Source organism: Spongiibacter sp. IMCC21906, assembly GCF_001010805.1.
GTDB lineage: Bacteria > Pseudomonadota > Gammaproteobacteria > Pseudomonadales > Spongiibacteraceae > Spongiibacter.
The window spans coordinates 2,891,823-2,915,155 of record NZ_CP011477.1; the positions used below are offsets into that span (position 1 = coordinate 2,891,823).

21 protein-coding genes and 1 tRNA gene are annotated in these 23,333 nt (G+C 48.0%); 3 read left to right on the forward strand and 19 right to left on the reverse strand.

The genetic code is table 11. The features are described from left to right. Positions 1 to 30 precede the first annotated feature (30 nt). The 3 genes from nadA to IMCC21906_RS13315 all read right to left on the reverse strand — a co-directional run bounded on the left by nadA (position 31) and on the right by IMCC21906_RS13315 (position 4,786). Entirely contained in the window at positions 31 to 1,074 is a 1,044-nt protein-coding gene (gene nadA / locus IMCC21906_RS13305; RefSeq protein ID WP_047012569.1) for a quinolinate synthase NadA, read from the reverse strand. A gap of 726 nt (positions 1,075 to 1,800) precedes the next feature. Then, positions 1,801 to 2,523 carry a LuxR C-terminal-related transcriptional regulator gene (locus tag IMCC21906_RS16405; protein ID WP_052763539.1) on the reverse strand — a complete coding sequence of 241 codons (723 nt, stop codon included), beginning with the start codon at positions 2,521 to 2,523 and terminating at the stop codon, positions 1,801 to 1,803. A 106-nt stretch (positions 2,524 to 2,629) separates the two neighbouring features. After that, a complete protein-coding gene (locus tag IMCC21906_RS13315) occupies positions 2,630 to 4,786 on the reverse strand; it encodes a TonB-dependent receptor (protein WP_047012570.1) in 2,157 nt (718 codons plus the stop codon). Between the two features lie 606 nt (positions 4,787 to 5,392). Between IMCC21906_RS13315 and IMCC21906_RS13320 the strand changes: the two genes are divergently transcribed. Continuing rightward, entirely contained in the window at positions 5,393 to 5,941 is a 549-nt protein-coding gene (locus tag IMCC21906_RS13320; protein ID WP_197085901.1) for a TetR/AcrR family transcriptional regulator, read from the forward strand. A 67-nt stretch (positions 5,942 to 6,008) separates the two neighbouring features. Here the strand turns inward: IMCC21906_RS13320 and IMCC21906_RS13325 are convergent, their stop codons facing one another. The 12 genes from IMCC21906_RS13325 to IMCC21906_RS13380 form a co-directional block, all read right to left on the reverse strand. Further along, the gene (locus tag IMCC21906_RS13325) at positions 6,009 to 7,859 is read right to left on the reverse strand and encodes an AMP-binding protein (protein WP_047012572.1); all 1,851 of its coding nucleotides are present in this window, start codon (positions 7,857 to 7,859) and stop codon (positions 6,009 to 6,011) included. Positions 7,860 to 7,884: 25 nt separating this feature from the next. Continuing rightward, positions 7,885 to 8,664 (reverse strand): fumarylacetoacetate hydrolase family protein, encoded by a 780-nt coding sequence (locus IMCC21906_RS13330; RefSeq protein ID WP_047012573.1) that lies wholly within the window; start codon positions 8,662 to 8,664, stop codon positions 7,885 to 7,887. 48 nt (positions 8,665 to 8,712) lie between these two features. Then, a complete protein-coding gene (locus IMCC21906_RS13335; protein WP_047012574.1) occupies positions 8,713 to 9,225 on the reverse strand; it encodes an aromatic-ring-hydroxylating dioxygenase subunit beta in 513 nt (170 codons plus the stop codon). A 1-nt stretch (position 9,226) separates the two neighbouring features. Continuing rightward, the gene (locus tag IMCC21906_RS13340) at positions 9,227 to 10,480 is read right to left on the reverse strand and encodes an SRPBCC family protein (RefSeq protein WP_047012575.1); all 1,254 of its coding nucleotides are present in this window, start codon (positions 10,478 to 10,480) and stop codon (positions 9,227 to 9,229) included. A 76-nt stretch (positions 10,481 to 10,556) separates the two neighbouring features. Then, positions 10,557 to 11,264, reverse strand: coding sequence for a class II aldolase/adducin family protein (locus IMCC21906_RS13345; RefSeq protein WP_231580272.1), 708 nt, complete (start codon positions 11,262 to 11,264; stop codon positions 10,557 to 10,559). 11 nt (positions 11,265 to 11,275) lie between these two features. Then, positions 11,276 to 12,310, reverse strand: a complete 1,035-nt coding sequence (gene dmpG / locus IMCC21906_RS13350; protein ID WP_047012576.1) for a 4-hydroxy-2-oxovalerate aldolase — start codon at positions 12,308 to 12,310, stop codon at positions 11,276 to 11,278. 16 nt (positions 12,311 to 12,326) lie between these two features. After that, on the reverse strand, positions 12,327 to 13,223 hold the full coding sequence (locus IMCC21906_RS13355; RefSeq protein WP_047012577.1) for an acetaldehyde dehydrogenase (acetylating): 897 nt from the start codon (positions 13,221 to 13,223) through the stop codon (positions 12,327 to 12,329). A gap of 56 nt (positions 13,224 to 13,279) precedes the next feature. After that, on the reverse strand, positions 13,280 to 14,107 hold the full coding sequence (locus tag IMCC21906_RS13360) for an alpha/beta fold hydrolase (protein WP_047012578.1): 828 nt from the start codon (positions 14,105 to 14,107) through the stop codon (positions 13,280 to 13,282). A gap of 36 nt (positions 14,108 to 14,143) precedes the next feature. Then, complete coding sequence (locus tag IMCC21906_RS13365) at positions 14,144 to 14,509, reverse strand: non-heme iron oxygenase ferredoxin subunit (protein ID WP_047012579.1); 366 nt, start codon at positions 14,507 to 14,509, stop codon at positions 14,144 to 14,146. Positions 14,510 to 14,520: 11 nt separating this feature from the next. Next, complete coding sequence (locus IMCC21906_RS13370; RefSeq protein ID WP_047012580.1) at positions 14,521 to 15,285, reverse strand: SDR family NAD(P)-dependent oxidoreductase; 765 nt, start codon at positions 15,283 to 15,285, stop codon at positions 14,521 to 14,523. After that, positions 15,282 to 16,187: a VOC family protein gene (locus tag IMCC21906_RS13375; RefSeq protein WP_047012581.1), complete on the reverse strand. Its 906-nt coding sequence runs from the start codon at positions 16,185 to 16,187 to the stop codon at positions 15,282 to 15,284. Before IMCC21906_RS13375 ends, IMCC21906_RS13370 begins: the two co-directional genes overlap by 4 nt. A gap of 275 nt (positions 16,188 to 16,462) precedes the next feature. Then, complete coding sequence (locus IMCC21906_RS13380) at positions 16,463 to 16,969, reverse strand: MarR family winged helix-turn-helix transcriptional regulator (RefSeq protein WP_052763540.1); 507 nt, start codon at positions 16,967 to 16,969, stop codon at positions 16,463 to 16,465. 294 nt (positions 16,970 to 17,263) lie between these two features. Here IMCC21906_RS13380 and IMCC21906_RS13385 point away from each other — a divergent pair. Further along, a tRNA-Pro gene (locus tag IMCC21906_RS13385) sits at positions 17,264 to 17,340 on the forward strand. A 218-nt stretch (positions 17,341 to 17,558) separates the two neighbouring features. Further along, positions 17,559 to 18,536 (forward strand): sterol desaturase family protein, encoded by a 978-nt coding sequence (locus tag IMCC21906_RS13390; protein ID WP_047012582.1) that lies wholly within the window; start codon positions 17,559 to 17,561, stop codon positions 18,534 to 18,536. 75 nt (positions 18,537 to 18,611) lie between these two features. Here the strand turns inward: IMCC21906_RS13390 and IMCC21906_RS13395 are convergent, their stop codons facing one another. From IMCC21906_RS13395 to IMCC21906_RS13410, 4 genes are read right to left on the reverse strand one after another with little or no spacing between them, the layout of a single operon-like run. Then, entirely contained in the window at positions 18,612 to 19,739 is a 1,128-nt protein-coding gene (locus tag IMCC21906_RS13395; protein ID WP_047012583.1) for a thiolase family protein, read from the reverse strand. A gap of 34 nt (positions 19,740 to 19,773) precedes the next feature. Further along, a complete protein-coding gene (locus tag IMCC21906_RS13400) occupies positions 19,774 to 20,709 on the reverse strand; it encodes a nitronate monooxygenase family protein (protein ID WP_047012584.1) in 936 nt (311 codons plus the stop codon). 13 nt (positions 20,710 to 20,722) lie between these two features. Then, on the reverse strand, positions 20,723 to 21,874 hold the full coding sequence (locus IMCC21906_RS13405; RefSeq protein WP_047012585.1) for an acyl-CoA dehydrogenase family protein: 1,152 nt from the start codon (positions 21,872 to 21,874) through the stop codon (positions 20,723 to 20,725). A gap of 31 nt (positions 21,875 to 21,905) precedes the next feature. After that, positions 21,906 to 23,045 carry a CaiB/BaiF CoA-transferase family protein gene (locus IMCC21906_RS13410; protein WP_047012586.1) on the reverse strand — a complete coding sequence of 380 codons (1,140 nt, stop codon included), beginning with the start codon at positions 23,043 to 23,045 and terminating at the stop codon, positions 21,906 to 21,908. Positions 23,046 to 23,333 lie beyond the last annotated feature (288 nt).

Below are 23,333 nucleotides of genomic sequence, written 5' to 3' on the forward strand. Positions count from 1 at the left end.
CGTATCTCACCCTGAGACAAGGCAGCAGGCTTAACGCTTACCAGCACCAAAGTCCAACATACGGGTCAACGGCTTCATTGCATCTATCGCGATGGCAGGGTCAACAAAAATTTCATTACCGCCATTTTCTAGCACCGCTACTAAATTATCCAACGCATTCATTGCCATCCACGGGCAATTTGCACAACTGCGACATGTGGCACCACTACCCGCAGTGGGTGCAATAATAAATTCCTTATCGGGCACCAACTGCTGAAGCTTGTAGAAAATACCCTGGTCGGTCGCCACAATCATTTGTGGATTAGGAAGGTCTTTAGCGGCATTGATAATCTGAGTGGTAGAGCCAACCACATCGGCTAATTCAACAACGGATGCAGGGGATTCGGGATGAACCAAGACCGCAGCATCTGGATAAACTTGCTTCAACTCCAAAATGCCTTGGGCTTTAAACTCTTCGTGAACAATACAAGCACCATCCCAAAGCAATACATCTGCGCCGGTCTCTCTGCGCACATAATCACCTAAGTGCTTATCGGGTGCCCAAAGAATCTTCTCGCCTTTGCTATCAAGGTAATCCACCACATCCAAAGCAATACTAGAGGTCACCACCCAGTCTGCCCGAGCTTTTACCGCCGCTGAAGTGTTGGCATAAACTACCACAGTACGATCTGAATGCTGATCACAAAAGGCCGCAAACTCATCCGCAGGACAACCGATATCCAGTGAGCAGGTAGCCTCCAGGGTCGGCATCATCACCGTTTTTTCTGGCGAGAGGATCTTGGCGGTTTCACCCATAAATTTTACCCCAGCCACAATCAACTGAGACGCTGGATGGTCACGACCAAAACGAGCCATTTCTAAAGAGTCCGAAACACAGCCACCGGTTTCTTCCGCCAATGCTTGAATCTCAGGATCGGTATAGTAATGGGCCACTAAAACCGCATCGCGAGCAATGAGCAGCTCCTTAATACGCTGGCGCAATTCCTCGCGCTGCGCGGAAGGAATTACAGGCTGCTCTTGAAGACTCGCCAAATGATCGCGAACGATGTCTTGGGCTGTTGCGTGTTCCGCCATAAGCTTTCTCTACCTTTGCGGACCGTCGGCCTTCTAGTTTAGCAGACATGTCCCAAATCACTCCAAACAGCTTTGCCGTCAGCGCGACAAAAAAGGATGCCCGGAGTTTTGAGTTCTTAGTAGGCAATGATGATGCTCACACCATTATCGTCTACTAGTTAAAAATCAACCTTCGGAGGGGAATTGCGATAAAAATCAACCATTTAACAATAGCCAAGCCTCACAACTTCTTGCGAATACAGCCCGTAAACCATTGATTTTAAAAGGTTCCTAATTAACTGCGAAACAGTTACGACACCTTCTATAAACGTAAAATTTACCCTAGACCCACTCATTACAGATACATAGCCAACCCCTTACCGAGAATGCAAGAAGATTAACGAGGCGCATTCTATGCCTTCTACCAAAGAAATCCAAGCTGCCTCCCCTGCCTGTCACTGCTGATAAACAGGTCTACGGCAATCACTGGAACGTGAAAATACAACAGCAAAGATGGCACACGCTCCATCAGTGCACAGCTGTGATACGGTTGAAGCAATAATCGCTATTGAGATAAAGAAGGACAGGATAGCGGTTAATAATCGGCCTGAAATGAGTACGCTGTCGCATGCAATGATAAGAACACTAAGTCCTCCGCCGGTCTTATAGGAAAATCCACCTCAGTTGAATGCAACAGGAGCAGAAGTAACACCAAGCTCAACAATCCTTAGTTTGCAGGAGGCAGGCTTATAACAAAGACTGGTTTTGCAAATGAGCTAATAACGCAGTTCGGTTGCTTACCTTAAATTTGCGGTACAGCCGTTTGAGATGATTCTGAATGGTGTATTCCGATAACATTAATTGCGCGGCGATTTGCTTATTGCTTTTTCCAGTACTCAACGCCAGCACCACCTCTTTTTCTTTAGGGGTTAAATGTTCGGAGGAGGCTGGTAGTAAGCTTTGATTTTCGATCGGGAACATTCGACTGATACTGTGATTAAGGATATCACTGGCACTACGTGCGACCAGATCATCCAACGCGCTCATCACCTGCTCACCATCCACCGGACAATAATTCGCTCCTCGACGCTGTCCCATTAAGCCGCCAATTAAGAAAATATCTGCTGTAAATGGATGAATTGACGCGACTATTTCTCCGTAGCCTGCACTATCGATATAGCGCCAATATGCTCTGGAGGCATCCCCCTTCTCCTCCAGCTGACGCCTTTCCAGCAAGGTAGGGCGTTCGAATTCACGATTGTCATTAATAGAAAGTAAGAAAGGATCATGAGCCCATAAGCCCGCGCTGTAATCACGCCGAACTTGCTCACTCATACCCTCATTACAAAGAAAGTTCACCGCGCCCTGGCGACGGTTAGTATGAAACAGAAACAGGCAAAAGTTATTGGCACCCGAACGACCCATTAACTCTTGACCAACACGTAAATGCTCAGGGGGAATACAGTACATCACTACCTCAGGGGCGTTATTATAAAGTTACATTGCCCACTGGCATTAGCTGTGTCAAGAATGAAGGGAGCGGCCGACCAGTGAAACCAGTCGGCCGCCAAGGTGCTTAGAAGCGATATTCGACTTCTACGCCAAAGGTAAGTGGGGGCGCTGCAGCAACAAAATCGCCAAAGCTACTTTGCTGGGAATAGTAAGAATACTCAGAATCCAGCAAGTTACGTCCAAACAGGCGGAAACGCCAGTTTTCATCTTTTGTGGTTAAGGCCACTTCGGCATTTAACACATCATAAGATTCCTGCTCGGTACGGTTATCTGGCTCCCAGAAAAAACCGTCGTTGTAGTAATAAGCAATATTGTAGTTCAGCTCACCCAAATCAGTATGCTGGCGGTAATTCGCACTCACCGTGTAAGTGAATTCCGGCGCTCGAATCATTTCATTACCAGACAAATCATTACCTGTTGTAGAAACAACATTGCCTGATCCAGAAGGATTAGGAGCAATGACAGGGCCATCAGGAAAATCAGTGTACTCAGAATCCAAGTAAGACATTGAGAAGTTCAAATCAAGGTCAGCATTGACGAAGTACGTTGTCTCCAGTTCGGCCCCTTGCATTTCCGAGTCGCCAACATTGAATAGGAAAATCGCCCCACCCAGCACTTGCTGAGCTTGAAGATCATCGAATTCATAGTAAAAGGCCGATGCATTTACCCGCAGGCTGTTATCAAAAAAGTCGCCTTTAAAACCGATTTCATAAGCATCAAGAATCTCAGGGTCAACCGGGGTAGGCGCCTGACCAAACACAGTCAATGTATTATAAACGCCACTTTTAAAGCCGCGATTATGAGACGCATATAAAAGCACCTCATCATTGAGCTGATGGTCTAATGCAATACGCCAAGTTGGCTCTTCCCAAGACTCTTGTCTATCTAAAAAGGGTTGCGAAGAGTTAATCGGGTCACCGGTAATAATACTCGTAGTACGCCCCTCAAATTCTCGCTCGTCCAATGTCCAGCGGGCACCAAGGGTTAACTTGGTTGCTGAAGTAAAATCATATGACACCTGCCCATAAGCAGCATAAGAACGGGTTTCTTGCTCGGTGTCCATATTGATATTAAACGCGGGTGTAGCGGACGTAGTTTGGGTTGGATCATTCTCAGCAAGAGAATGCATAAAGAAAAGCCCACTAGTCCATTGCAGGGCGCCACCATCTGTCGAATTAAACTGAAATTCCTGGGTAAACTGATTGTTCTTTTCGTTAACAACAAAGTTCACCACATGAGATGGCCCTGAGTCCTGATCCAACAGTGTGTAAGAAGACACATCCGCCAATGCGGACGTCGCGATCAACTCAACACCCTCGAACTGGTGGGTAAGTTTGAAAGAATAGGCACGCTGACTGGAGTCGATCATTGGCGTCCAATCGGAATTGATATCTTGGTAATCGCCAGTGTATGTACCGCCACCGGCCGCAAGGGTTCCCTCTGCAGGTTGACGCGCGATACCCACATCACTGATTCGCGATGCATACAGAACCGAGAACAGCATTGATGTTTTTTCATTCATATCAAACAGCAACTTGCTTCGCAGCGAGCGATCTTCTTCACCGACTCGATCACTGCCGCTAAAAATATTTTTACCGTAGCCCGCATCGCGCTTTTTATAAAGCACCGAAATATCCGCAGCAACCCTGTCGCTCAAGCCCGTGGTGGCATAGCCGCCCAACTTCCAACTATCGTAGTTACCGCCGCCCGCTTTCAGTTTGCCAGAGGTTTCAAATTGTGGATCTTTGGTGACCACGTGAATTAAACCGCCTGTTGCGTTACGACCAAACAAGGTGCCCTGAGGTCCCCGTAACACCTCGATACGTTCAATGTTATTGAACTCCATCACCGAGGCCACCATTGAAGAATAGTAAACGCCATCGACATAAGTCGACACACTACTCTCATCGCCTGCCGAGGAATTCTTTGTCCCCACGCCCCGGATAAATGGCGTTGCAGAACCTAACTGACGTGTGTATTGAAGGTTAGGAACAACCATAGACAGCTCATCACTACCGGTAACACCCGATTTCTCCAGCCCCAGCTCAGACACAGCGGTCATTGCAATTGGAACTTCCTGAGCGCTCTCGGAGCGTTTTTGCGCCGTAACGACCACCTCTTCTAGCTGCGCATAGGCCATATCGGCAACGAGCATAGAACTGATACTGGCTACAAAAGCAGCTAACGGCCGCTTAGCGAATTTGAAATTAGTATTTTTCACCTTGTGTGTCTCCCCTTTAAGAATCAAAAATTATTCTTCAGTCGTTTATTGATTTCTTATGACGCTACCAACGCTTCCTTTCTCTGTTATGGATTGGATTATTAGAGTCCATATTTTTAAAGCCTTACTTTAGAAATATGCTACAAAACAGCCTTACATATAGAGCCTATATCCAGAGGTAAATAAAGACAAGTCGAGTTATATAGTCGACAAATCTAACCACCAAGCACACCGGTATGAAAAGCTGTTTAGTGTACTGCCGCAATCGATAAAATTGTTAGAATTCACTGCAACCCAAAGGTCTATTTATGTTTATTTACTTAGTTTATAACGTAGCTCAATAGTATTTTTTAGCTACAAGGCCGTCAATAGCTTAAACCCAGCTTTAGGCTTTTAATACTAGCAGCGTAACAATGGCAGGCACCGAAGCCGCAAGTAAACAAAATCGCGTCTCATTCATAGCGAAATAGCCTCAACAAACCACTATAATAGACCTATCTAATTCCATCAGTGACACACAAAAGCAAGAGATTATATATTTTGGCAGAAACAACAAAAAAAGTTAGAGTGCCTCAAGCTGAACGGACAGCCACAATGCGAAGCCGCTTGGCCAAAGCAGCATTTGAGGTGATTAAAGAAAATGGCTTTGCGAACTTTCGAACTTCTGCTGTCGCCAAACAAGCGGGGGTTTCCCAAGGCGCCCAACTTCACCATTACCGCACCAAAAATGATCTTACGCTAGCGGCGATGGAGTATGCTTATCAGCGCTCTCATCGTATTTTTAAAGCAAATATCGCCAAATTCACCGCTGACGAGGACCCAGTAGAAGCGGTACTTCGAGATGCGGAGGATTTCTATTTTTCAGATTATTTTTTAGTTGCCCTAGATATACTTATGGCCGGAGGAAAAAACGAAGAGTTACGTGAACAACAAATCAGGCTCGCCCTCAACAGTCGATCCACCGTTGAACACGCATGGATTGAAAAACTGGCTTCTTTAGGTTGGGAGCAAAGCAAAGCCGAAGATATTTTAAACATCTCCTTTTGCTTGGTTCGAGGTTATGCCATCAAACTTCTGATCACTGACAACATGTCTTCTTATCAGCAAATGATTGCCCGCTGGAAAAACCTGGTAAGCCAATTAATCAGCAGATAAACCGCAACCGCGGCCTATCTGCTGTAAAAGCGACGACAAATTCTAACGTCGTCCCACTGCACCCCCGTTAAGAAAACAGCCTTTCAGCGATTTCATCGAGAATGGCAGGGTCATCGATCGTGGCCGGCACCTTATACTCTTCACCATTAGCAATTTTCTGCAAGGTTGCCCGAAGAATCTTTCCTGACCGGGTCTTGGGCAAGCGCTTCACTACCACCGCACGCTTAAAGGCAGCAACGGGGCCAATTTCCTGGCGCACAATAGCCACCGCATCTTGCTCAATATCCTCAACAGGGCGATCAACACCGGCATTGATAACGAGCAAACCCAATGGCATTTGGCCTTTCATATCATCGTTAACGCCAAATACTGCACATTCGGCGACATCTTTTAATGATGCAAGCACTTCTTCCATGCGCCCGGTCGACAGTCGATGGCCAGCAACGTTAATCACATCGTCGGTACGGCTCATAATATGCACGTAACCTTCGTCGTCGATAAAGCCAGCATCACCCGCATTATAAAAGCCGGGGTGTTCGCTCAAGTACTTATCAATAAAACCTTGGTCATTTTTGAACAAGCTAGGCAGGGTACCGGGGGGCAAAGGTAAACGAATAGCAAGGGCGCCCATTTCACCGGCAGGCAACTCTTTACCACCTTCATCCAAAACCACCACATCAAAACCTGGCACACACTTACCAGAAGAACCGTATTTTACTGGAAATAAACCCAGACCCGCACAGTTAGCAACCGCTGGCCAGCCCAACTCGGTTTGCCACCAATGATCGATAACGGGAATATCCAACTGTCGCTCAGCCCAGTGAATTGTATCCGGGTCGGCACGTTCACCGGCTAAAAACAAATGCTTAAGACTGGACAGGTCAAAATCTTCTGGCCCCCTGCCCTCGGGATCTTGCTGTTTAATCGCCCGAATCGCCGTTGGCGCAGTAAACATCGCTTTTACTTTATGTCGCTCAATTAAACGCCAATACGTAAATGCGTCTGGGGTGCCAACAGGTTTGCCTTCAAACATAATGGCGGTAGCGCCGCGAATCAGCGGACCATAAACAATATAAGAATGGCCAACAACCCAACCGATATCTGAAGCGGCCCAAAACACATCTTCCGGGTCAATACCGTAAATATTTTCCAGGCTCCAGTTCATCGCCACCATGTGGCTACCATTATCACGCAATACCCCTTTGGGGTTACCCGTGGTACCGGAGGTATAAATAATATACAGCGGATCAGTTGCCGCTAAAGGTTCACATTCGCAAGCTTGTCCAGAGGACTCAACCTCGCTCCAGTCTAAGTCACGGCCAGCCGTCATCTCTGCAGCTAACTCGGGACGCTGCAGGATGATGCATTTTTCAGGTTTGTGCTGACAGTATTCGATTGCTTGATCTAATAGCGGCTTGTAAGCAACCAAGCGGCCCGGCTCAATGCCACAGGATGCGGAAATCACCAGCTTTGCTTCGCAGTCATCAATTCTTGATGCCAGCTCGTTGGCCGCAAAACCACCAAACACAACAGAATGAACGGCACCAATTCGTGCGCAGGCCTGCATGGCCACCGCTGCTTCTGGCACCATTGGCATGTAAATGACAACCCGATCACCCTTATTAACACCCAGTTCCTTTAGCGCGCCTGCGAAGCGGGATACTCTGTCCAGCAACTGTGCGTAACTGATGTGTTCCACCCTTGCTGTGACCGGGCTGTCATAAATCAATGCGGTGCGGTCACCATTTCCCGCCGCCACATGCCTATCTAAGCTGTTGTAACTGGTGTTACAAACGCCATCACTAAACCAGCGATAAAGGGGAGCGTGACTATCATCAAGGGTAATAGTTGGCACCTTAAACCAATCGATGCCCTCAGCTGCTTGTTTCCAGCGTGCGATATTCTCTTGCTGATTCATTATTATTCCCCGTTTGAAGTGATGATTATTTAAACTCAATGGCCAGCGCGCCAATACCACTAATAGTCAGCGACATCGTATCACCTGGCTGTACTGCCTCCAGCGGCACCAGTGATCCAGAAAGAATAATATCGCCTTTACAAAGGGGTATTCCGTATTCGCCAAGGGTATTCGCCAACCACGCCACGCAGGTTAAAGGGTTGCCCAAGGCCGCCGCGCCCAGACCTCGACTCAGCTCTTTACCGTTCTTCTTAACAATCATTTCACAGCCAACAAGATCCACACTGCGAGGGTCTTTTTGATCATCTTGATTCACAGCAAACATACCGCAAGACGCATTGTCTGCAACGGTGTCCTGAATTTTAATTTTCCAATCGGCAATCCGAGAGTCAACAATCTCAAAACATGGCATCACCGACTCAGTTGCCGCCAGTACATCCGCCTCTGTCACTCCGGGACCTTTCAAATCCTGTCCCAACATAAAGGCAATTTCACCTTCTGCCTTGGGCGCGATCATGCCTTGTAATGACAAGCTGCCGCTGCAAATCATTTTATCTGTCAAAAAACCAAAATCGGGTTGACGCACATTTAACATGTTTTGTACTGCGTCACTGGTTACGCCAATTTTTTTGCCTATTAATTTTTCGCCATCCGCTTCGCGCATTTTTAGCATTTCAAGCGACACTTGATAGGCATCGTCGATACTAATATCGGCAAAGCGATCAGTGAGTGGTGCCACTGCCTTGCCTTCACGCAAAGCACTGTAAAGCTCCTCGCTAATCGCTGTTATTTGTTGCTGTTCCATATATCGCGTCCAGAAAATTCGCACGCCTCGCCAAGCGAGGCATAAGATCTAAAGAATAATGCTGATTTTGGCTTGGGGCCGTAAGCCATTCAAAGCCAAGTTGCAGGTTTTTTTAACGATTTTGAGCTCACCCTTCTCGTCACGCAGTACGTAATCGTAATTACCCATAAACGTATCGGTTGTGCCATTTTTTGAGCGGTAGACAACAAAGGCGGCTTTTACATGCATCTGCCCTTGTTCGTCTTCACTATCCAGAAAAATATTGCCGATCAAATGCTGAACCTTTGAACGGGGATATTCGGAATGACAGGTCTTTTTATCCAGTCGAATGACCCGCTCCTCAAGACGTGCGCGATTATCAGCAATGTAATACAAATGCTTGGCGGGATCGGCGACCTCAGCGGGCACATCGGTGGGCGGAACAAAATAACTGCCATCCTCTGTAAACATCGCCAACCAGTCGTTAAGCTGCCAGGAGTCCAGCAAGTTCGCTTCTTTGTGGAGCAAATGCTGTATGCGATGAAACTGGAGTAGCTCGCTAATCGCTTTATCATTTGTCATCTTATTCGCCCTCCGACTCAGTAATACGGCGGTTCCATTCCCGCCAAAACGCGCGCATTTGTAGCTCATCATCAAAGGATGGTGTCTTCGCCGTTATCCCTTTAGAAATATCATTCCAGGGGACGTTGGCAGCAGACTGAAAACCGCGCTGACAGTTTTCCAAGGCTTCCACATCGTCAGGTGTTGCAAAGCCACCTGGGCCAATAAATTCTAAAAAGTTGGACAAGCGATACTCACGCCGCCAATCACTTTCATCTTTCACGCCCAGAGCAAAACCATTTACCATCATCTCGTCGGGAGCAGTGGGGTAAAAGGTTCTCACCGTGATTGCCATAATGTCGTTGATGACAAGATTGGGGAAAATAATCATATTGCGATTAAGTCCGGCCATCTGTTTGGCTTTCTCTTCGCCCAAACGCTCTACCAATTCCGCATAAACGCCATCGATCTCTTTCTTACCATCTTCGCCCCACATGGGTATCCACTGGGCAACCGGCCGCCCCCAAGGCGCACTGTACTCAATAACCGCGTGACCATTACCCAAGTCATAGCCTTTACCCGCCAGGCGAGTGGCCGTAAGACTGCCATTGGTATTCATCAGATAGTCGAGATACGTCGCATGGGTTGACTCAGCGTGATAGCCATCCACGCTATTTTCCACCAGTAGTTTCCAGTTGGCGGCAATGGAATATTCCTGTGTGCCACCAATAATTTCCATGCCAGCCGTCGATTGGTTGGCAACAATATCCAGATACTCTTTTGCCCCGGCGAGATAATCCGGCAGCGGCTCAATATCTTCATTAAAGCTAACAAAGTAAAAACCCGCGTAGGAATCAAAACGTGGCACGTGGCGTAAATTGCAGTTACCTTCTTCTTTGAAGTTATCTGCATAAGCCTGCTCACCAGACAGGTGCGCAATTTCGCCAGTATTTTTAAAAACCCAACCGTGATACATACACTGGAAGCTTTTCGCCTTGCCCTTTTTCTCCCGGCAAACCGTTGCGCCTCGATGAGGACAGACGTTGAATAGCGCGCGAATAACCCCATCACGGCCTTTGACGAACAGTAAGTTTTGACCTGCCACTGTACGAGAAACAAACTCTCCCGATTCATTCAACTCTGATTCATGACCGAGATATAACCAGCAGTTCTGGAAAATTTTATCCCGTTCCTGCTCAAATACTTCCTGGCTTGTAAACGTGGCACGGGCAACCTTAAACCGACCCGCCTCTTTGTCATCAATAATATGGGGCATGCTCTCCTCCCAGAATGTTCTTATCTTTTGTTTTCAGTGAATTGCTAATAATCAGTCATTGTTATGTATTTAGTTATCAATTTTCTTCGGTTTTCTCTTCAGGATCACCATCCGTCAAAAATTGCCACATCCGCCCAAATACATTGCCAGACATCACCTGCCGATCACGAACTTCATCTTCATCTAAAAGCCCCTCTTCAGGCGAAAAGCCTGCTGACCTAACACTTAATTCCAGTCTTGCCGTGTCTTCAAGAAACCATGCATAGCTAATAGCCTCTTCGAGAGTTTCTGCAGCCACCACTGCGCCGTTACCTCGCATTACCAAAGCAGTTCGTTCACCCATCAGATCCGCCAACGCTTGGGCTGCCTCATCATTACGCAGTAATCGTGGATCTCGCCAAAGGGGAATATCATTGGCGAAATAAGCGCTCAAGCCATGTCGGCATTTAGGGGTTACTCCCTGAGTCGACAGCGCCATGACCGCTGGCGACATAATGCGACACACTGCAGCAATATTTGGACGGCGCTGATAAATTGCTTGATGAATCCGCACTTCGCCTAACACCCCATCAGGCAAGTCACCGCTCACCGGTACTGGAGTATTGTCAGCCCCCGCAGGAATACAGCCCATTGGCTGTGCGGCACAAACCAAAAATTCATTATCTGAGGTTCTCACACTACAATGGCCAAAAGCGTGAACCAAACCTGCACGCCCTAGCGCCCGAGCCGCCATTCGCAGCTTTCGATGCTGTTCCGCGTCGACTTTGCTATTGTCCAAACTCACCGCCACGCTCCTTAGGATGCCATGCTGTTTTGTTTTTCTTTTGCCATAGTCAACGCAAGATCTTCAATCATATCTTCTTGTCCACCGACAGTACCACGACGCCCCAGCTCCACCAGCACATCTCTGGCAGAGATGCCATAACGCTGTTCAGCGCGCTTGGCAAATAAGAGGAAAGAGCTGTAAACACCGGCGTAACCCAAGGTGAGCGCATCGCGATCCAAACGGATTGGGTGATCCATCATCGGCACGACTAAATCCTCTGCTACATCCATTAATTTGTATAAATCAATACCCGTTTCCATGCCCATACGCTCCATCACGGCAAGCAGCACTTCCAATGGTGTGTTACCGGCACCGGCACCCAGCCCAGCAACCGAACCGTCAATACGCGCAGCGCCAGCTTCAATGGCAGCAATCGAGTTCGCAACACCCATTGCCAAATTGTGGTGGCCGTGAAATCCGATCTCGACCTTGGCATCGATGGCTTGACGCAAGGTAGCGATTTTTTCAGTGACCTCTTGCGGAAGCATATAGCCCGCCGAATCAGTGCAATAAATACAGTTGGCGCCATAGCTCACCATCAGCTGGGCCTGCGCCAACAATTTATCGGCTGGAATCATATGAGCCATCATCAAAAAGCCCACAGTGTCCATGCCCTGCTCCGCAGAGTATTGAATATGCTGTTGTGATACATCGGCCTCGGTGCAATGGGTGGCTACCCGAATGGTGCTCACACCACAGGACTGAGCCATGCGAATGTGATCGACCGTACCAATACCCGGAAGTAGCAACGCAGAAACCTTTGCTTGCTTCATTTTGGGAATAACGGCAGAGAGGTACTCTTCGTCAGTATGGGCAGCAAAGCCATAGTTCACCGATGCGCCACCAAGGCCGTCGCCGTGGGTGACTTCAATAAGCGGCATACCGGCTTCATCGAGGCCAGTCGCCACTGCAACCATTTCATCAATGCTGATCTGATGGCGCTTGGAGTGCATGCCATCCCGCAGACTCATATCATGAAGCTTTACTTTATATTGTTCAGTCATGGTCGTGTTCTCCAGCTTAAACAGCTGCAATTTCTTGCTGTTTTTGAGCAATCATCTCGGCAGTGCGCAATGCTGCCGCCGTCATAATGTCCAAGTTACCGGCATACTTGGGAAGGTAGTCGCCCAGACCTTCAACTTCCATAAAAATAGACACCCGTTTACCATCAAAAACTGGACCGTTCACCAATTTATAACCCGGAACATAACGCTGAACTTCAGCCAACATACTTTGCACCGACGCTTCAATCGCTTCTTTATTTGGCTCGTCTTCAACCAAGCAGTGAATCGTGTCCCGCATCATCAACGGTGGCTCAGCAGGGTTGATGACAATAATGGCCTTACCCTGCTTGGCGCCGCCTACTTTTTCAACCGCACTGGCAGTCGTCCGGGTAAACTCGTCGATATTCATTCGGGTACCGGGACCAATAGACTTGGATGCCACCGTGGCGACAATCTCGCCGTAACTCACCGTCTGCACTCGAGAGACTGCCGCCACCATGGGAATAGTTGCTTGACCGCCACAGGTGACCATATTGACGTTGTCCGCCGAGCCCGCCAGCAACTCCTCAAGATTCACCGGCGGGATACAAAAAGGCCCGATGGCAGCTGGCGTCAGGTCGATCATTTTCACCCCAAGCTCAGTTAGCTTGCGGCTATTTTCAGCATGAACATAGGCAGAGGTGGCGTCGAAGGCAACATCAACACCATCGCTTTTAACGTGAGCCAAAATACCATCAACACCCTCGGCGGTAGTTTTAATGCCCATGTCAGCGGCTCGTTTCAAACCTTCTGACTCGGCGTCAATTCCCACCATCCAAACCGGTTCCACCCATTCGGAGCGAAACATTTTAATTAATAAGTCGGTGCCAATATTACCGGACCCAATAATGGCCGCGCGCATTTTCTTACTCATATCCCACCTTTAAGCGTGTGCATGTTTCTTAGCATCTAATGCAATCGGAGCCGGTCTTAACTAAGAAAATTTTTGACCAGCTGAGCAAAGGCTTGCGGTTTTTCAACTTGCGTCCAATGCCCGCACTCGCCATAAATATGCAGCTCAGAATTTTTAAGAAGCTTGTGGCCTTTAATCGAATTTTCCATTGGCACAATCACATCTTCTCGGCCGTGCACCAGTAGAGCTGGATGAGAAATTTTGGCAATTTCCTCTTCGGGCAATGACAAGCCATCAAGTTTCTCTTGCATAGGCTCAGGGAACAGCTGCTCATAAGCTTCCTGGTAACCTGGGCGGATACTTGCTTCATAACGCGATTGAATAATTTCCTCGCTAACCAGATCTTGGCGATAAGCAAAAATCGACATCAAGCTGCGCATCGCCTCGACAGAAGGCTTATAACCCCATACTTCGCGCAAACCTTCCGTCATCTCAAAGCGGATGCCTGCCGCCCCCATCATCACAAAGCGGTCTACTCGCTCAGGGTGACGGGCCGCCATGGCCAAGCTCAAGGCACCACCAAAGGAGTTACCCACAAAATGGGCTTTAGACACACCCACCGCGTCCATGAAATCGCAGGTAAATTTCAGCCAGTTAGTCATGTTGTACTCATAGCCTTCTGGGTGATCGGTATACCCAAAACCAATCACATCAGGAGCCAATACATGAAAGTCATTTTCAAGCTGGGGCATTAACAAGCGCCAGTTAGCATAGCCTGTTACACCAGGACCTGAACCATGCAATAAGATGACGGTAGGATTTTCGCGACTGCCCGCTTCCAGATAATTCGCTTCGTAGCCACCAAGATCAGCGCGCTTTCCAATTTCAGGGTTATTTGTGCTCACGTTATATTCTCCAATTATTTTCCATCAATGCTAAATTTATGTTTTTTTGAAGCGGCGGGGCTTAGGTTGAATATACAGTTTGCCGTCATCTATTTTTGTTTCAAAACTACGCAACGGCGTACGACAAGGCATGGTTAAAGCTTCGCCGGTACGCACATCAAAGGTACCGTTATGCCAAGCACATTCCACAACGTAGCCTTCCAGCTCCCCTTCATCGTACAAGGAGGCCGCCCCGTGTGTGCAGCGGTCTGTGGTGACAAACACCTCGCCATCAATATGGTAAATAGCCAAATCCAGGCCACCAGGATGTTTTGCCGTGCTGATTTCACCCTCAGGTAAATCATCAAACTCACAAAGATAGGCCCACTCTTGTTCAGTGCTGGCGATGACATCATTACTCATTTCTTACTCCATCAAAGCATCGTGCTGCCGCCATTGACACTGATCACTTGACCAGTGACAAAAGCAGCATCGTCCCCAGCGAGATAAGAAACCATAGAGGCTACCTCCGATGTTTTGGCTGCTCGTCCCATGGGGATAACGCTCAAAAATTTCGCTGCTGTTTCGGGATTTTTTTCTAAAAACTCATCTAAAATTGCCGTCTGCACCGCGCAAGGTGCAACCGTGTTAACCGTAATATTATCTGGAGCAAACTCTCTGGCCAGCCCTGTCGTCAAACCATGGACGCCGCCCTTGGCCGCATTATATGCAGCATGTGAAGCAAGGCCGTTTCTCACCGAGTCGGCACCAATATTAATAATTCGACCAAACTGCTTTTTTTTCATTTGCGGAATTGCCGACCAGCAGCACCACAATGCCGTCCACAGGTTTCTATTTACTGTTGCTTCCAAAGTTTCTGGGGTGTGCTCCAGAAAAGGCTTTATTACGCCGCCACCTGCGTTGTTGACCAATATATCGACACCACCCAGCTCAGCGGCTAAAGCCATCAGTGTTTCAACATCGGCCTGGCTAGACAAATCACCTGCTTGAATATGTACTTTCACGCCAATACCAAAAAACTCATCACGCAGCGCATTGAGCTTGTCTTCATCTAGATCGGCCAAGATGACGTTGGCACCTTGTTCCAGCAAGCCATAGCAAATAGCGCGACCAATATCACTGGTCGCGCCAGTTACCACCGCTAAACGATCAGCCAGAGCAGCTTCATTCAAGCTCATTTATCCGGCCCCGCAATCACCCCTTTATTACTAAACTGAGGTTTGGGGCGACCACCCCAGAGGTCCATCGTTCTTGCGGAGTTTTCTAACATTCGGGGCTGGCGAGCACCTTCAACAGGAAATTCTTCCATACCAAAACTAAATTCTGCGGTCATTCCATCGGGGTCAAGAAAATATAAAAACACGCTACCAGACGGTTTATGACGGCCCGGCCCAAAGACAATCTCTACACCAGCATCCAGCAGTCGGTTTCTCGCCCGACCGACATCATCCAGCTCACTCACCATAAAGTTAACGTGGTGAAGACCGTCTTCCTCACTCCCCACCAAGGCAAAGCTATGATGCAAGGGGTTGGGATAACAGCGCGCCCAAACCGCTTTATCAACAACATAATCAGAGGGAAGTAAGCCGAAATTTTCAGCCAGTGACGCCCAGCATTCGTCTAACCGAGTAGTGCGAATAACGACGTGACCCAAACGCTGGATTTTTGCCAAGCGAGGTACAAACGCTTCACCTGGCTCAATCATATTATCGAAAAATTCGAAGGTGATACCGGTTTCAGGCTCAAGCACTCGAAAGGCTTGATCAATTTTCAAAAACGGTTTTTCACTTTCGGGGACATCCCATACATCCAGCCCTTTGCTACAAAAAAACTCACGGGCTTTATGAAGGTCTTCAAGAGAAGCTAACTGAAAACCGACCCGCCGCAAGCCAACGCTTTCAGACTGGTAGAGCGCCAAGCTCATCGCATGCGTATCGCAGCGCATAGCAACACTACGCCCTTCGTCTTCACCAGACACATCAAGCCCCATCATGTCACGGTAAAACAGCTTCGAACGCTGCAAATCAGACACATTCAGAGCCACATAGGCCAACCGTCTATACAGAAAAGGGATGCTCATCTTCTTGGACCTTATTCATTATGTGTACTTGGACTGTCCGGCTAAAGCCTATTACAGCTCAAGAAAATAACATACAGTGTAGACGCATCGTAAGTTTATTAAACTTTATCGTCAACTGCTATTTATCAAAAATGCTTATAAGGTAAGGGCCACGTAAAGCTGAATGCTGTGATGACAAGGCCGACGCTTATCTGGCCAAACACTGTTGTTCTTTTAAGTTATTGTTATTAGCTTATTTTTTCGAGGCCTTCTATTCAATAGGCCTCGTTCAGACTTCAAGCCAAGCCGTTTTTAATCGACTTTAGATTTCTGTTAAGTTTACGCAAGGTTTCTATGGTGTTCAAAATTTCATCAAAATCGATGCCTTTGAGCATCTTCTCATTGCTATCCAGAGTCAACTGTCGCATCTCTTTAATAACCCGACGCCCTTCCTTAGTAATGAAAATACGCTTAATACGTCGATCAGAGGGATCAGAACGGCGTTCTACCATGCCAACGTCTTCCAGGCGATCAATAAGACCACTCAAGGTGACTTTCCCCAAGTTCATATCATCGGCCAGATCAGATTGAGTCAAACCATCTCGGCGAGACAAAAATGCCAATGCCCAAGCCTGAGAACGCGTCACTCGCAGGGGCCGAAACACCTCATCGATAACAATTCTTCGCAGACGAGCCGCATCGTGAATTAAAAACCCCAGCCTTAGCTTTTGATCTTCATCCGAAATCTGCACCTCACTAGAAAGGGCGTCGTTATAGCCTTTCGAACTGGATGATTTCTCCATTGCTTCCCCAACCACTCATCTATTTACATGAATTTATTAACTGTTCACATAGTAACAGTATTTATGATAAATGCACCTCCCCCAAATCAATGGAAACCTGCAAAACAGCCCCTCTGGGCGATACCTCAGACTAGAGCTACCCGGAAAAGTAGCCTTATGGGTGCAATGCTACATACGCTTATAAATAATGCATTACTTTAATGTTCGCTTGCTAAGCGTTAGTGACAAAACGATCATTGAGAGAATAAAAACACTTTGTTATCTTTTCTAATTAAGCAAAGACCACATAAATTACGGAGTGTAGCTCAGCTTGGTAGAGCACCGCCTTCGGGAGGCGGGGGCCGGAGGTTCAAATCCTCTCACTCCGACCAGCAGATCTCAGACAGCCTCTATGCCGAATCAAACCTGACCCACCCAAATTCAGCCTAGCCAATGGATACCACCCTTTTTAGCTGCAGAATGTAGCCAGACATTCTTTGACTTTTTGATGGTGTGAATAACAAAAATAGGCTAAAAGTTTATTTAGCAACACTCTAATTAAGCTTTTGGCCATTCCAGAGCGCGTGTCCAAACCAGAACAGGTCGCCCTATGTCATTCACAGCAGAACTCAGTCAATTAATGGCAGCGGTGTTAGGTCGAGAGCCCACGCTCAATGAAATGATTCTGATCCCAATGGTGCCGCTATTTGTGGCAGGGTATTTAGTCGAGTGGTCATCCTTTCGTCTTAACAGTGGAGGCTGGGGAACAGCTCAGGGAAAGCCGTTTTATCTTCGTGAGGTGATCGCCAATTTTTCATTAGGTACGGCTTATTACGCATCCAGTGCCATTATGAACATCCTCTATGTTGCCGCCGTGTTTGCCTTTGTATGGGAACACCGAATACACACTATTCCCATCAGTTTTGGCACAGTGATATTGGCATTTTTTGTACAGGAATTTTGCTACTACTGCTACCACCGAACGTCACACCGCGTGCGCTGGTTCTGGACTCAACATGTGTCCCATCACTCAGGGGAAATTATGAATATGTCTACCGCAGCCCGGCAAAGTATTCTTAATGGCATCGTCGGTACATGGATTTTTTATGCCCCTGCCGTATTTATTGGTTTTAACCCCGATTTGATTCTTGGATTGCTAGGCGCCAACCTTGCGTTTCAATGGTTTGTACACACCGAATCCGTCGGAAAGCTTCATCACTGGATCGAATGGTGGATCAATACACCGTCTAATCACCGTGTTCATCACGGTCGCAACTCTGCCTACATCGACAAAAACTATGGCGGTGTCATTATGTTATATGACCACCTATTTGGAACCTATCAAATCGAACATGAAAAAGTGAGATACGGTATTCGGCAGCAAATAAAAAGCCATAATTTCTTAGTGCTTAACGTCCATGAATTTATTGACATGCTTCGTGATGTAGCTGCGCCAGGAAGATTTAATGAGCGTTTGAAACATATATGGAAGCCGCCAGAATGGACCCGCGCCGACCACAATCCAATTCACACTTGGCCAGTAAAAGGAGAACATCCATCAGCGCAAAAACCTAAAGACACATTTTAAAAAATATTGTCGCGTCAAAAGCAGCAACTAACCGTCAACAATACAGACGATCACTTTCAAGCATGCTACAAAAAATCACACTAACTCAATAGCAATCGCCGTCGCTTCACCACCACCAATACACAAGCTTGCAACGCCACGCTTTAAACCCCGGGCTTTAAGCGCATATAACAGGGTGACAACGATTCGGGCACCTGAGGTACCCAGCGGATGACCGAGTGAACATGCACCGCCGTTTACATTGATTTTTTCCAGTGGAATGCCCAGCAATTTATGAGGTAACAAGGCAACTAAAGCAAAGGCCTCATTGATTTCAAACAGGTCAACATCATCGACTGTCCAGCCGATGTCCTTCATTAATTTTTTAACACAGTGTACTGGCGCAACAGGAAACTGCTCTGGCGCACCGGCAACTCGGGCATACCCCTTAATGGCAGCCAAGGGTTGTGCATCAACACCTTCGCTACCCACTAACAATGCTGCAGCGCCATCTGAGATAGAACTGGCATTTGCTGCAGTAATGATGCCGTCAGGAGAGAATGCCGGTTTTAGCGTTCGGATTTTTTCCGGACGCGCATTGCCCGGCTGCTCATCGCTGGCGATGCCATTCACCGACACAATTTCTTCGTCGAAGGCAGCAGATTTCTGGGCGCTTAACGCGCGCTCTAAAGAAAGCAATGCGTAGTCGTCCAACTCTTCACGACTGAAGTGATATTCAGCGGCAACCACTTCACCCACTTGCCCCATTAATTTTCCCGAGTACGCGTCTTCCAAACCATCGACAAACATGGCGTCACGTACTTGGTTGTGGCCAAGGCGGTAACCCTGCCGTGCACGTTCAAGTAAATACGGCGCAGCACTCATGCTTTCCATACCACCAGCGACGACCAGCTTGCTACTCCCAGCTTTGATTTGGTCGGCAGCGGTAATGATAGACTGCATGCCTGAGCCGCACACCTTGCTAACCGTCACGCAGGGAATCGACTCGCTCAGCCCCGCGGCTAACGATGCCTGACGTGCTGGCGCCTGCCCTACCCCAGCAGAAATAACATTTCCCATCAGGACTTCATCGATACTGGCCCGCAGGTTTTCCGCACATGCACCTTTAATCGCAGCGGCACCCAGCTCCGGTGCTTTTAGCTTTGCAAATTGACCGTTCAGTCCACCCAGCGCAGTGCGCTTCGCGCCATAAATATATTGCATTACTGTTCTCCGCGCTCATCAACCGCGCTATTGGCTATTTAAATTCAGAAAGCCGCTGAAAGGCTTGGGTATATTCGTTTTTAAATTTATCCACAATTTCAGCAACGGTTTCATAAGAAGCAATCGCCCCCACGCCCTGGCCTGCAGACCAGACATCTTTCCAGGCTTTTGCCTCGCCACTCAGCTCATGCTCGGCATCCATTGCGGGCGTGGGTGTGTTATCAAGATCAATGCCAGCAGCATCCACACTGGGTTTGAGAAAATTGGCATGAACCCCGGAAATTTTAGGGGTATACACGATATCGGCTGCAGTTTTTTCAAGCAGCATGTCTTTATAAGGCTGACTGGCGAGACTTTCTTTAGCGGCAATAAAACGGGTGCCCACATAAGCAAAATCAGCACCGCAGGCCCGGGCTGCCAATATTGAATCGCCATTACTAATACAGCCTGAGGCAATAATCGTTTTATCAGTAAGTTGTTTTAACTCCGAGATAAAAGCAAAGGGGTTGTAAGTGCCAGCATGGCCACCTGCACCAGCGCACACCGCAATCAGGCCATCTACCCCCGCTTCCAGCGCTTTTTTAGCAAAGCGCACATTGGTGACATCATGAAAAACCAGACCACCGTAACTGTGGACTGCATCCACCACGTCTTTAGCTGCGCCCAATGAGGTAATCACAATGGGCACTTTATATTTCACCGTCAGCGCGATATCCGCAGCCAATCGAGGATTGGTTTTGTGAACAATCAGATTAACGGCAAAGGGGGCATCCTCTTCAGTCAACGCGGCTTGAACTTCTTGCAACCATTGTTCGTAGCCATCACTACTGCGCTGATTTAGCGCCGGAAAACTACCCACCACGCCAGATTTACAGCAGTTAATAACCAGTTCGGGGCCAGACACCAAGAACATCGGCGCAGCGATAACCGGCAACGACAGCCGATCTTTAAATATTTCGGGAAGGCTCATTATCAATTCCTTATCATTGGGCCAAAGCGTTTCTGGCAATAATCATACGTTGAATTTCGCTGGTTCCCTCATAAATACTGGTGATTCGAACATCGCGAGCATAGCGTTCGAGGGGATACTCACGATTGTAGCCATGGCCACCCAAAATTTGTTGGCCAGCATAACAAGCACGATTGGCGGCTTCAGTGGCAAATAATTTTGCCATAGATGCCTGAGCAGCGAATGCATTGCCGCCCTCTTTAAGGTAAGCCGCTTGCATAAGGAGTAGTCTGGCAGCTTCCAGCTCTGTGTAGCTATCTGCCAACATCCACTGCAGTGCCTGGAAACTGGAAATGGGTTTACCAAATTGCTCCCGCTCTTGGGCATAGCTTTTCGCGTAATCAGTGGCGGCCAAACCAATACCCAAAGCAAGCGACCCAATGCCAATACGGCCACCCGCCAGCTCACCTAAGGCCACTTGATAACCTCGATTTAGCTCGCCCATCAAGGCGTTTTCTGGAATACGACAGTTGTCAAAATAGACAGGATTGGTAGCCGAGCCTTTCTGACCCATTTTTTCTTCGGCGGGCCCCACTTCCAGCCCTGCCGTTTCTCGCTCTACCAAAAAACAGGAAATGCCTTTACCTCTAGGGGCCTCTTTATCTGTCACCGCCCAAACCACAAACACCCCGGCAAACTCACCACTGGTGATGTAAGCTTTGGAGCCATTCAATATCCATTCACCCCCATCCTTTACTGCACTGGTTCGCATGGCCGAAGGGTCGGAGCCTGCACCGGGCTCAGTCAAACAGAAACCCGCAGCAGGATATTCACCACTACAAATTTTGGGCAGGTACTGGCGTTTTTGCGCCTCGGACGCCACCGTTTGAATAACCTCCGCCACCATATTGGTCACCGACACGGTTACTGCTGTAGAGGCACAAGCCCGAGCCAACTCAGTAATCGCCAAACTAAACGCAATGCTACCAGCGCCGCTTCCTCCAAAATCTGGCGCAATATTTAAGCCCATAAAACCCAGTTCGGCTAGGCTGCGAAGATTGCTAAAAAACGTTTCTTTACCCTCGCCGTTATCCAAACTAGCGGCATTGCCAGCCAAGGCCTTTTGAGCAAACTCTCTGGCAGTATGCTGTATAAGCAACTGCTCTTCACTTAATGTCATATTCATTATCGTATCTCTTATTTCTGCTCATATAGACTCAGGTCAATACACCTTGCTCTCGCAACGCGGCAATGTCTTCTGCTGGGTAGCCCAAGGTAAGCAGCAAGGCTTCGGTATCTTCACCCGCAAAACAGGGGGACTCCGGTTGAGGCGGAACGCTACGGCTGAATTTAGGAGCAGGAGACGGTTGTACAACGCCGTCACTGGTATAAAAACTTTTTCGAAATTGATTATGCGGGTGCATTGGTGCCTCTAACATAGACAGAACAGGCGCAAAACACACATCAGAGCCTTCCAGCAATTCACACCACTGCTCACGGGTTTTTGTTTTAACTATATTGGCAATTTTTATTTTCAGTTCTGGCCAATTCTGGATATTGTTTTGGTCGTCATACTCTGGTGAGTCCAGCGCCATTTTCTCGCGCATTAATTGATAAAATTGCGGCTCCAATGCACCTAGAGTGATGTATCTATTATCTTGGGTTTCATAGCTGTCATAAAAATGGGCGCCACCATCGAGTAGATTGACACCCCGCTTATCCTGCCAGTTTCCTGCCGCCAACCACGCGTACATCATATGCATCAGACTGGCGGAGCCTTCAACCATCGACACATCAATGACCTGCCCCTTGCCAGAACGACCCGCTTCAAAGATCGCACACATGATGCCAAAAGCGAGAAACATCCCACCGCCGCCAAAATCCCCAACCAAATTCAATGGTGGCTTTGGGGGTAAGTCCGGCCTTCCCATACCGTGCAAGGCGCCAGATAAAGCAATGTAATTTAAGTCATGCCCCGCCGCGTGAGCCATTGGGCCATCCTGCCCCCAGCCTGTCATGCGGCCGTAAATTAATTTTTCATTGCGAGTAAGACATGCTTCGGGACCAATTCCTAGTCGCTCCGCCACACCCGGCCGAAAGCCCTCAATCAATACATCAGCGGTTTCACACAGCTTGAGAATAATCTCAACGCCTTCGGGGCTTTTAAGGTTTACGGCAATACTGCGTTTACCACGCTCACTAATGGCATCGGGGCGAGGTTGCGTATTGGTTTTTCGGGTCACCGAGATCACCTCCGCCCCCATATCTGCCAGCATCATGCCGCAGAATGGCGCAGGGCCAAGCCCTTCAATTTCGACAACACGTAGACCATGTAGAGGGCCTTTACTGACTGACATAGTTGCAACCTTCCTCACGTTGGCCGTACCCACTAAGCGGAAATTCTAAAAACACCACCTGACTACCGTTATTGTTAATAGACATTCACTCACCCCTAAAAAGTAAATTTCTAAAGCTGCAACACTGATCTCGTGCTGCATTATCAGAATCTATTTTGAAGTGAGCGCGATTGCTTACGCCATGATCAATTAAGTGTATTTTTTTAACATTTCGTTACAGCGACGGGGAATGAGAGCCCAGTTATACTCGACCAAACCACCGCCCAAACCAAAGCATCGAGTATGAGC

Coding starts and splice junctions, on each gene's coding strand:
- IMCC21906_RS16405 (WP_052763539.1), bottom strand. CDS start 2,523: ATGTACTGTATTCCCCCTGAGCATTTACGTGTTGGTCAAGAGTTAATG.
- IMCC21906_RS13390 (WP_047012582.1), top strand. CDS start 17,559: ATGTCATTCACAGCAGAACTCAGTCAATTAATGGCAGCGGTGTTAGGT.
- IMCC21906_RS13365 (WP_047012579.1), bottom strand. CDS start 14,509: ATGAGTAATGATGTCATCGCCAGCACTGAACAAGAGTGGGCCTATCTT.
- nadA (WP_047012569.1), bottom strand. CDS start 1,074: ATGGCGGAACACGCAACAGCCCAAGACATCGTTCGCGATCATTTGGCG.
- IMCC21906_RS13325 (WP_047012572.1), bottom strand. CDS start 7,859: ATGAATCAGCAAGAGAATATCGCACGCTGGAAACAAGCAGCTGAGGGC.
- IMCC21906_RS13410 (WP_047012586.1), bottom strand. CDS start 23,045: ATGTCAGTCAGTAAAGGCCCTCTACATGGTCTACGTGTTGTCGAAATT.
- IMCC21906_RS13400 (WP_047012584.1), bottom strand. CDS start 20,709: ATGAGCCTTCCCGAAATATTTAAAGATCGGCTGTCGTTGCCGGTTATC.
- IMCC21906_RS13355 (WP_047012577.1), bottom strand. CDS start 13,223: ATGAGTAAGAAAATGCGCGCGGCCATTATTGGGTCCGGTAATATTGGC.
- IMCC21906_RS13335 (WP_047012574.1), bottom strand. CDS start 9,225: ATGACAAATGATAAAGCGATTAGCGAGCTACTCCAGTTTCATCGCATA.
- dmpG (WP_047012576.1), bottom strand. CDS start 12,310: ATGACTGAACAATATAAAGTAAAGCTTCATGATATGAGTCTGCGGGAT.
- IMCC21906_RS13375 (WP_047012581.1), bottom strand. CDS start 16,187: ATGAGCATCCCTTTTCTGTATAGACGGTTGGCCTATGTGGCTCTGAAT.
- IMCC21906_RS13340 (WP_047012575.1), bottom strand. CDS start 10,480: ATGCCCCATATTATTGATGACAAAGAGGCGGGTCGGTTTAAGGTTGCC.
- IMCC21906_RS13395 (WP_047012583.1), bottom strand. CDS start 19,739: ATGCAATATATTTATGGCGCGAAGCGCACTGCGCTGGGTGGACTGAAC.
- IMCC21906_RS13380 (WP_052763540.1), bottom strand. CDS start 16,969: ATGGAGAAATCATCCAGTTCGAAAGGCTATAACGACGCCCTTTCTAGT.
- IMCC21906_RS13405 (WP_047012585.1), bottom strand. CDS start 21,874: ATGAATATGACATTAAGTGAAGAGCAGTTGCTTATACAGCATACTGCC.
- IMCC21906_RS13330 (WP_047012573.1), bottom strand. CDS start 8,664: ATGGAACAGCAACAAATAACAGCGATTAGCGAGGAGCTTTACAGTGCT.
- IMCC21906_RS13370 (WP_047012580.1), bottom strand. CDS start 15,285: ATGAGCTTGAATGAAGCTGCTCTGGCTGATCGTTTAGCGGTGGTAACT.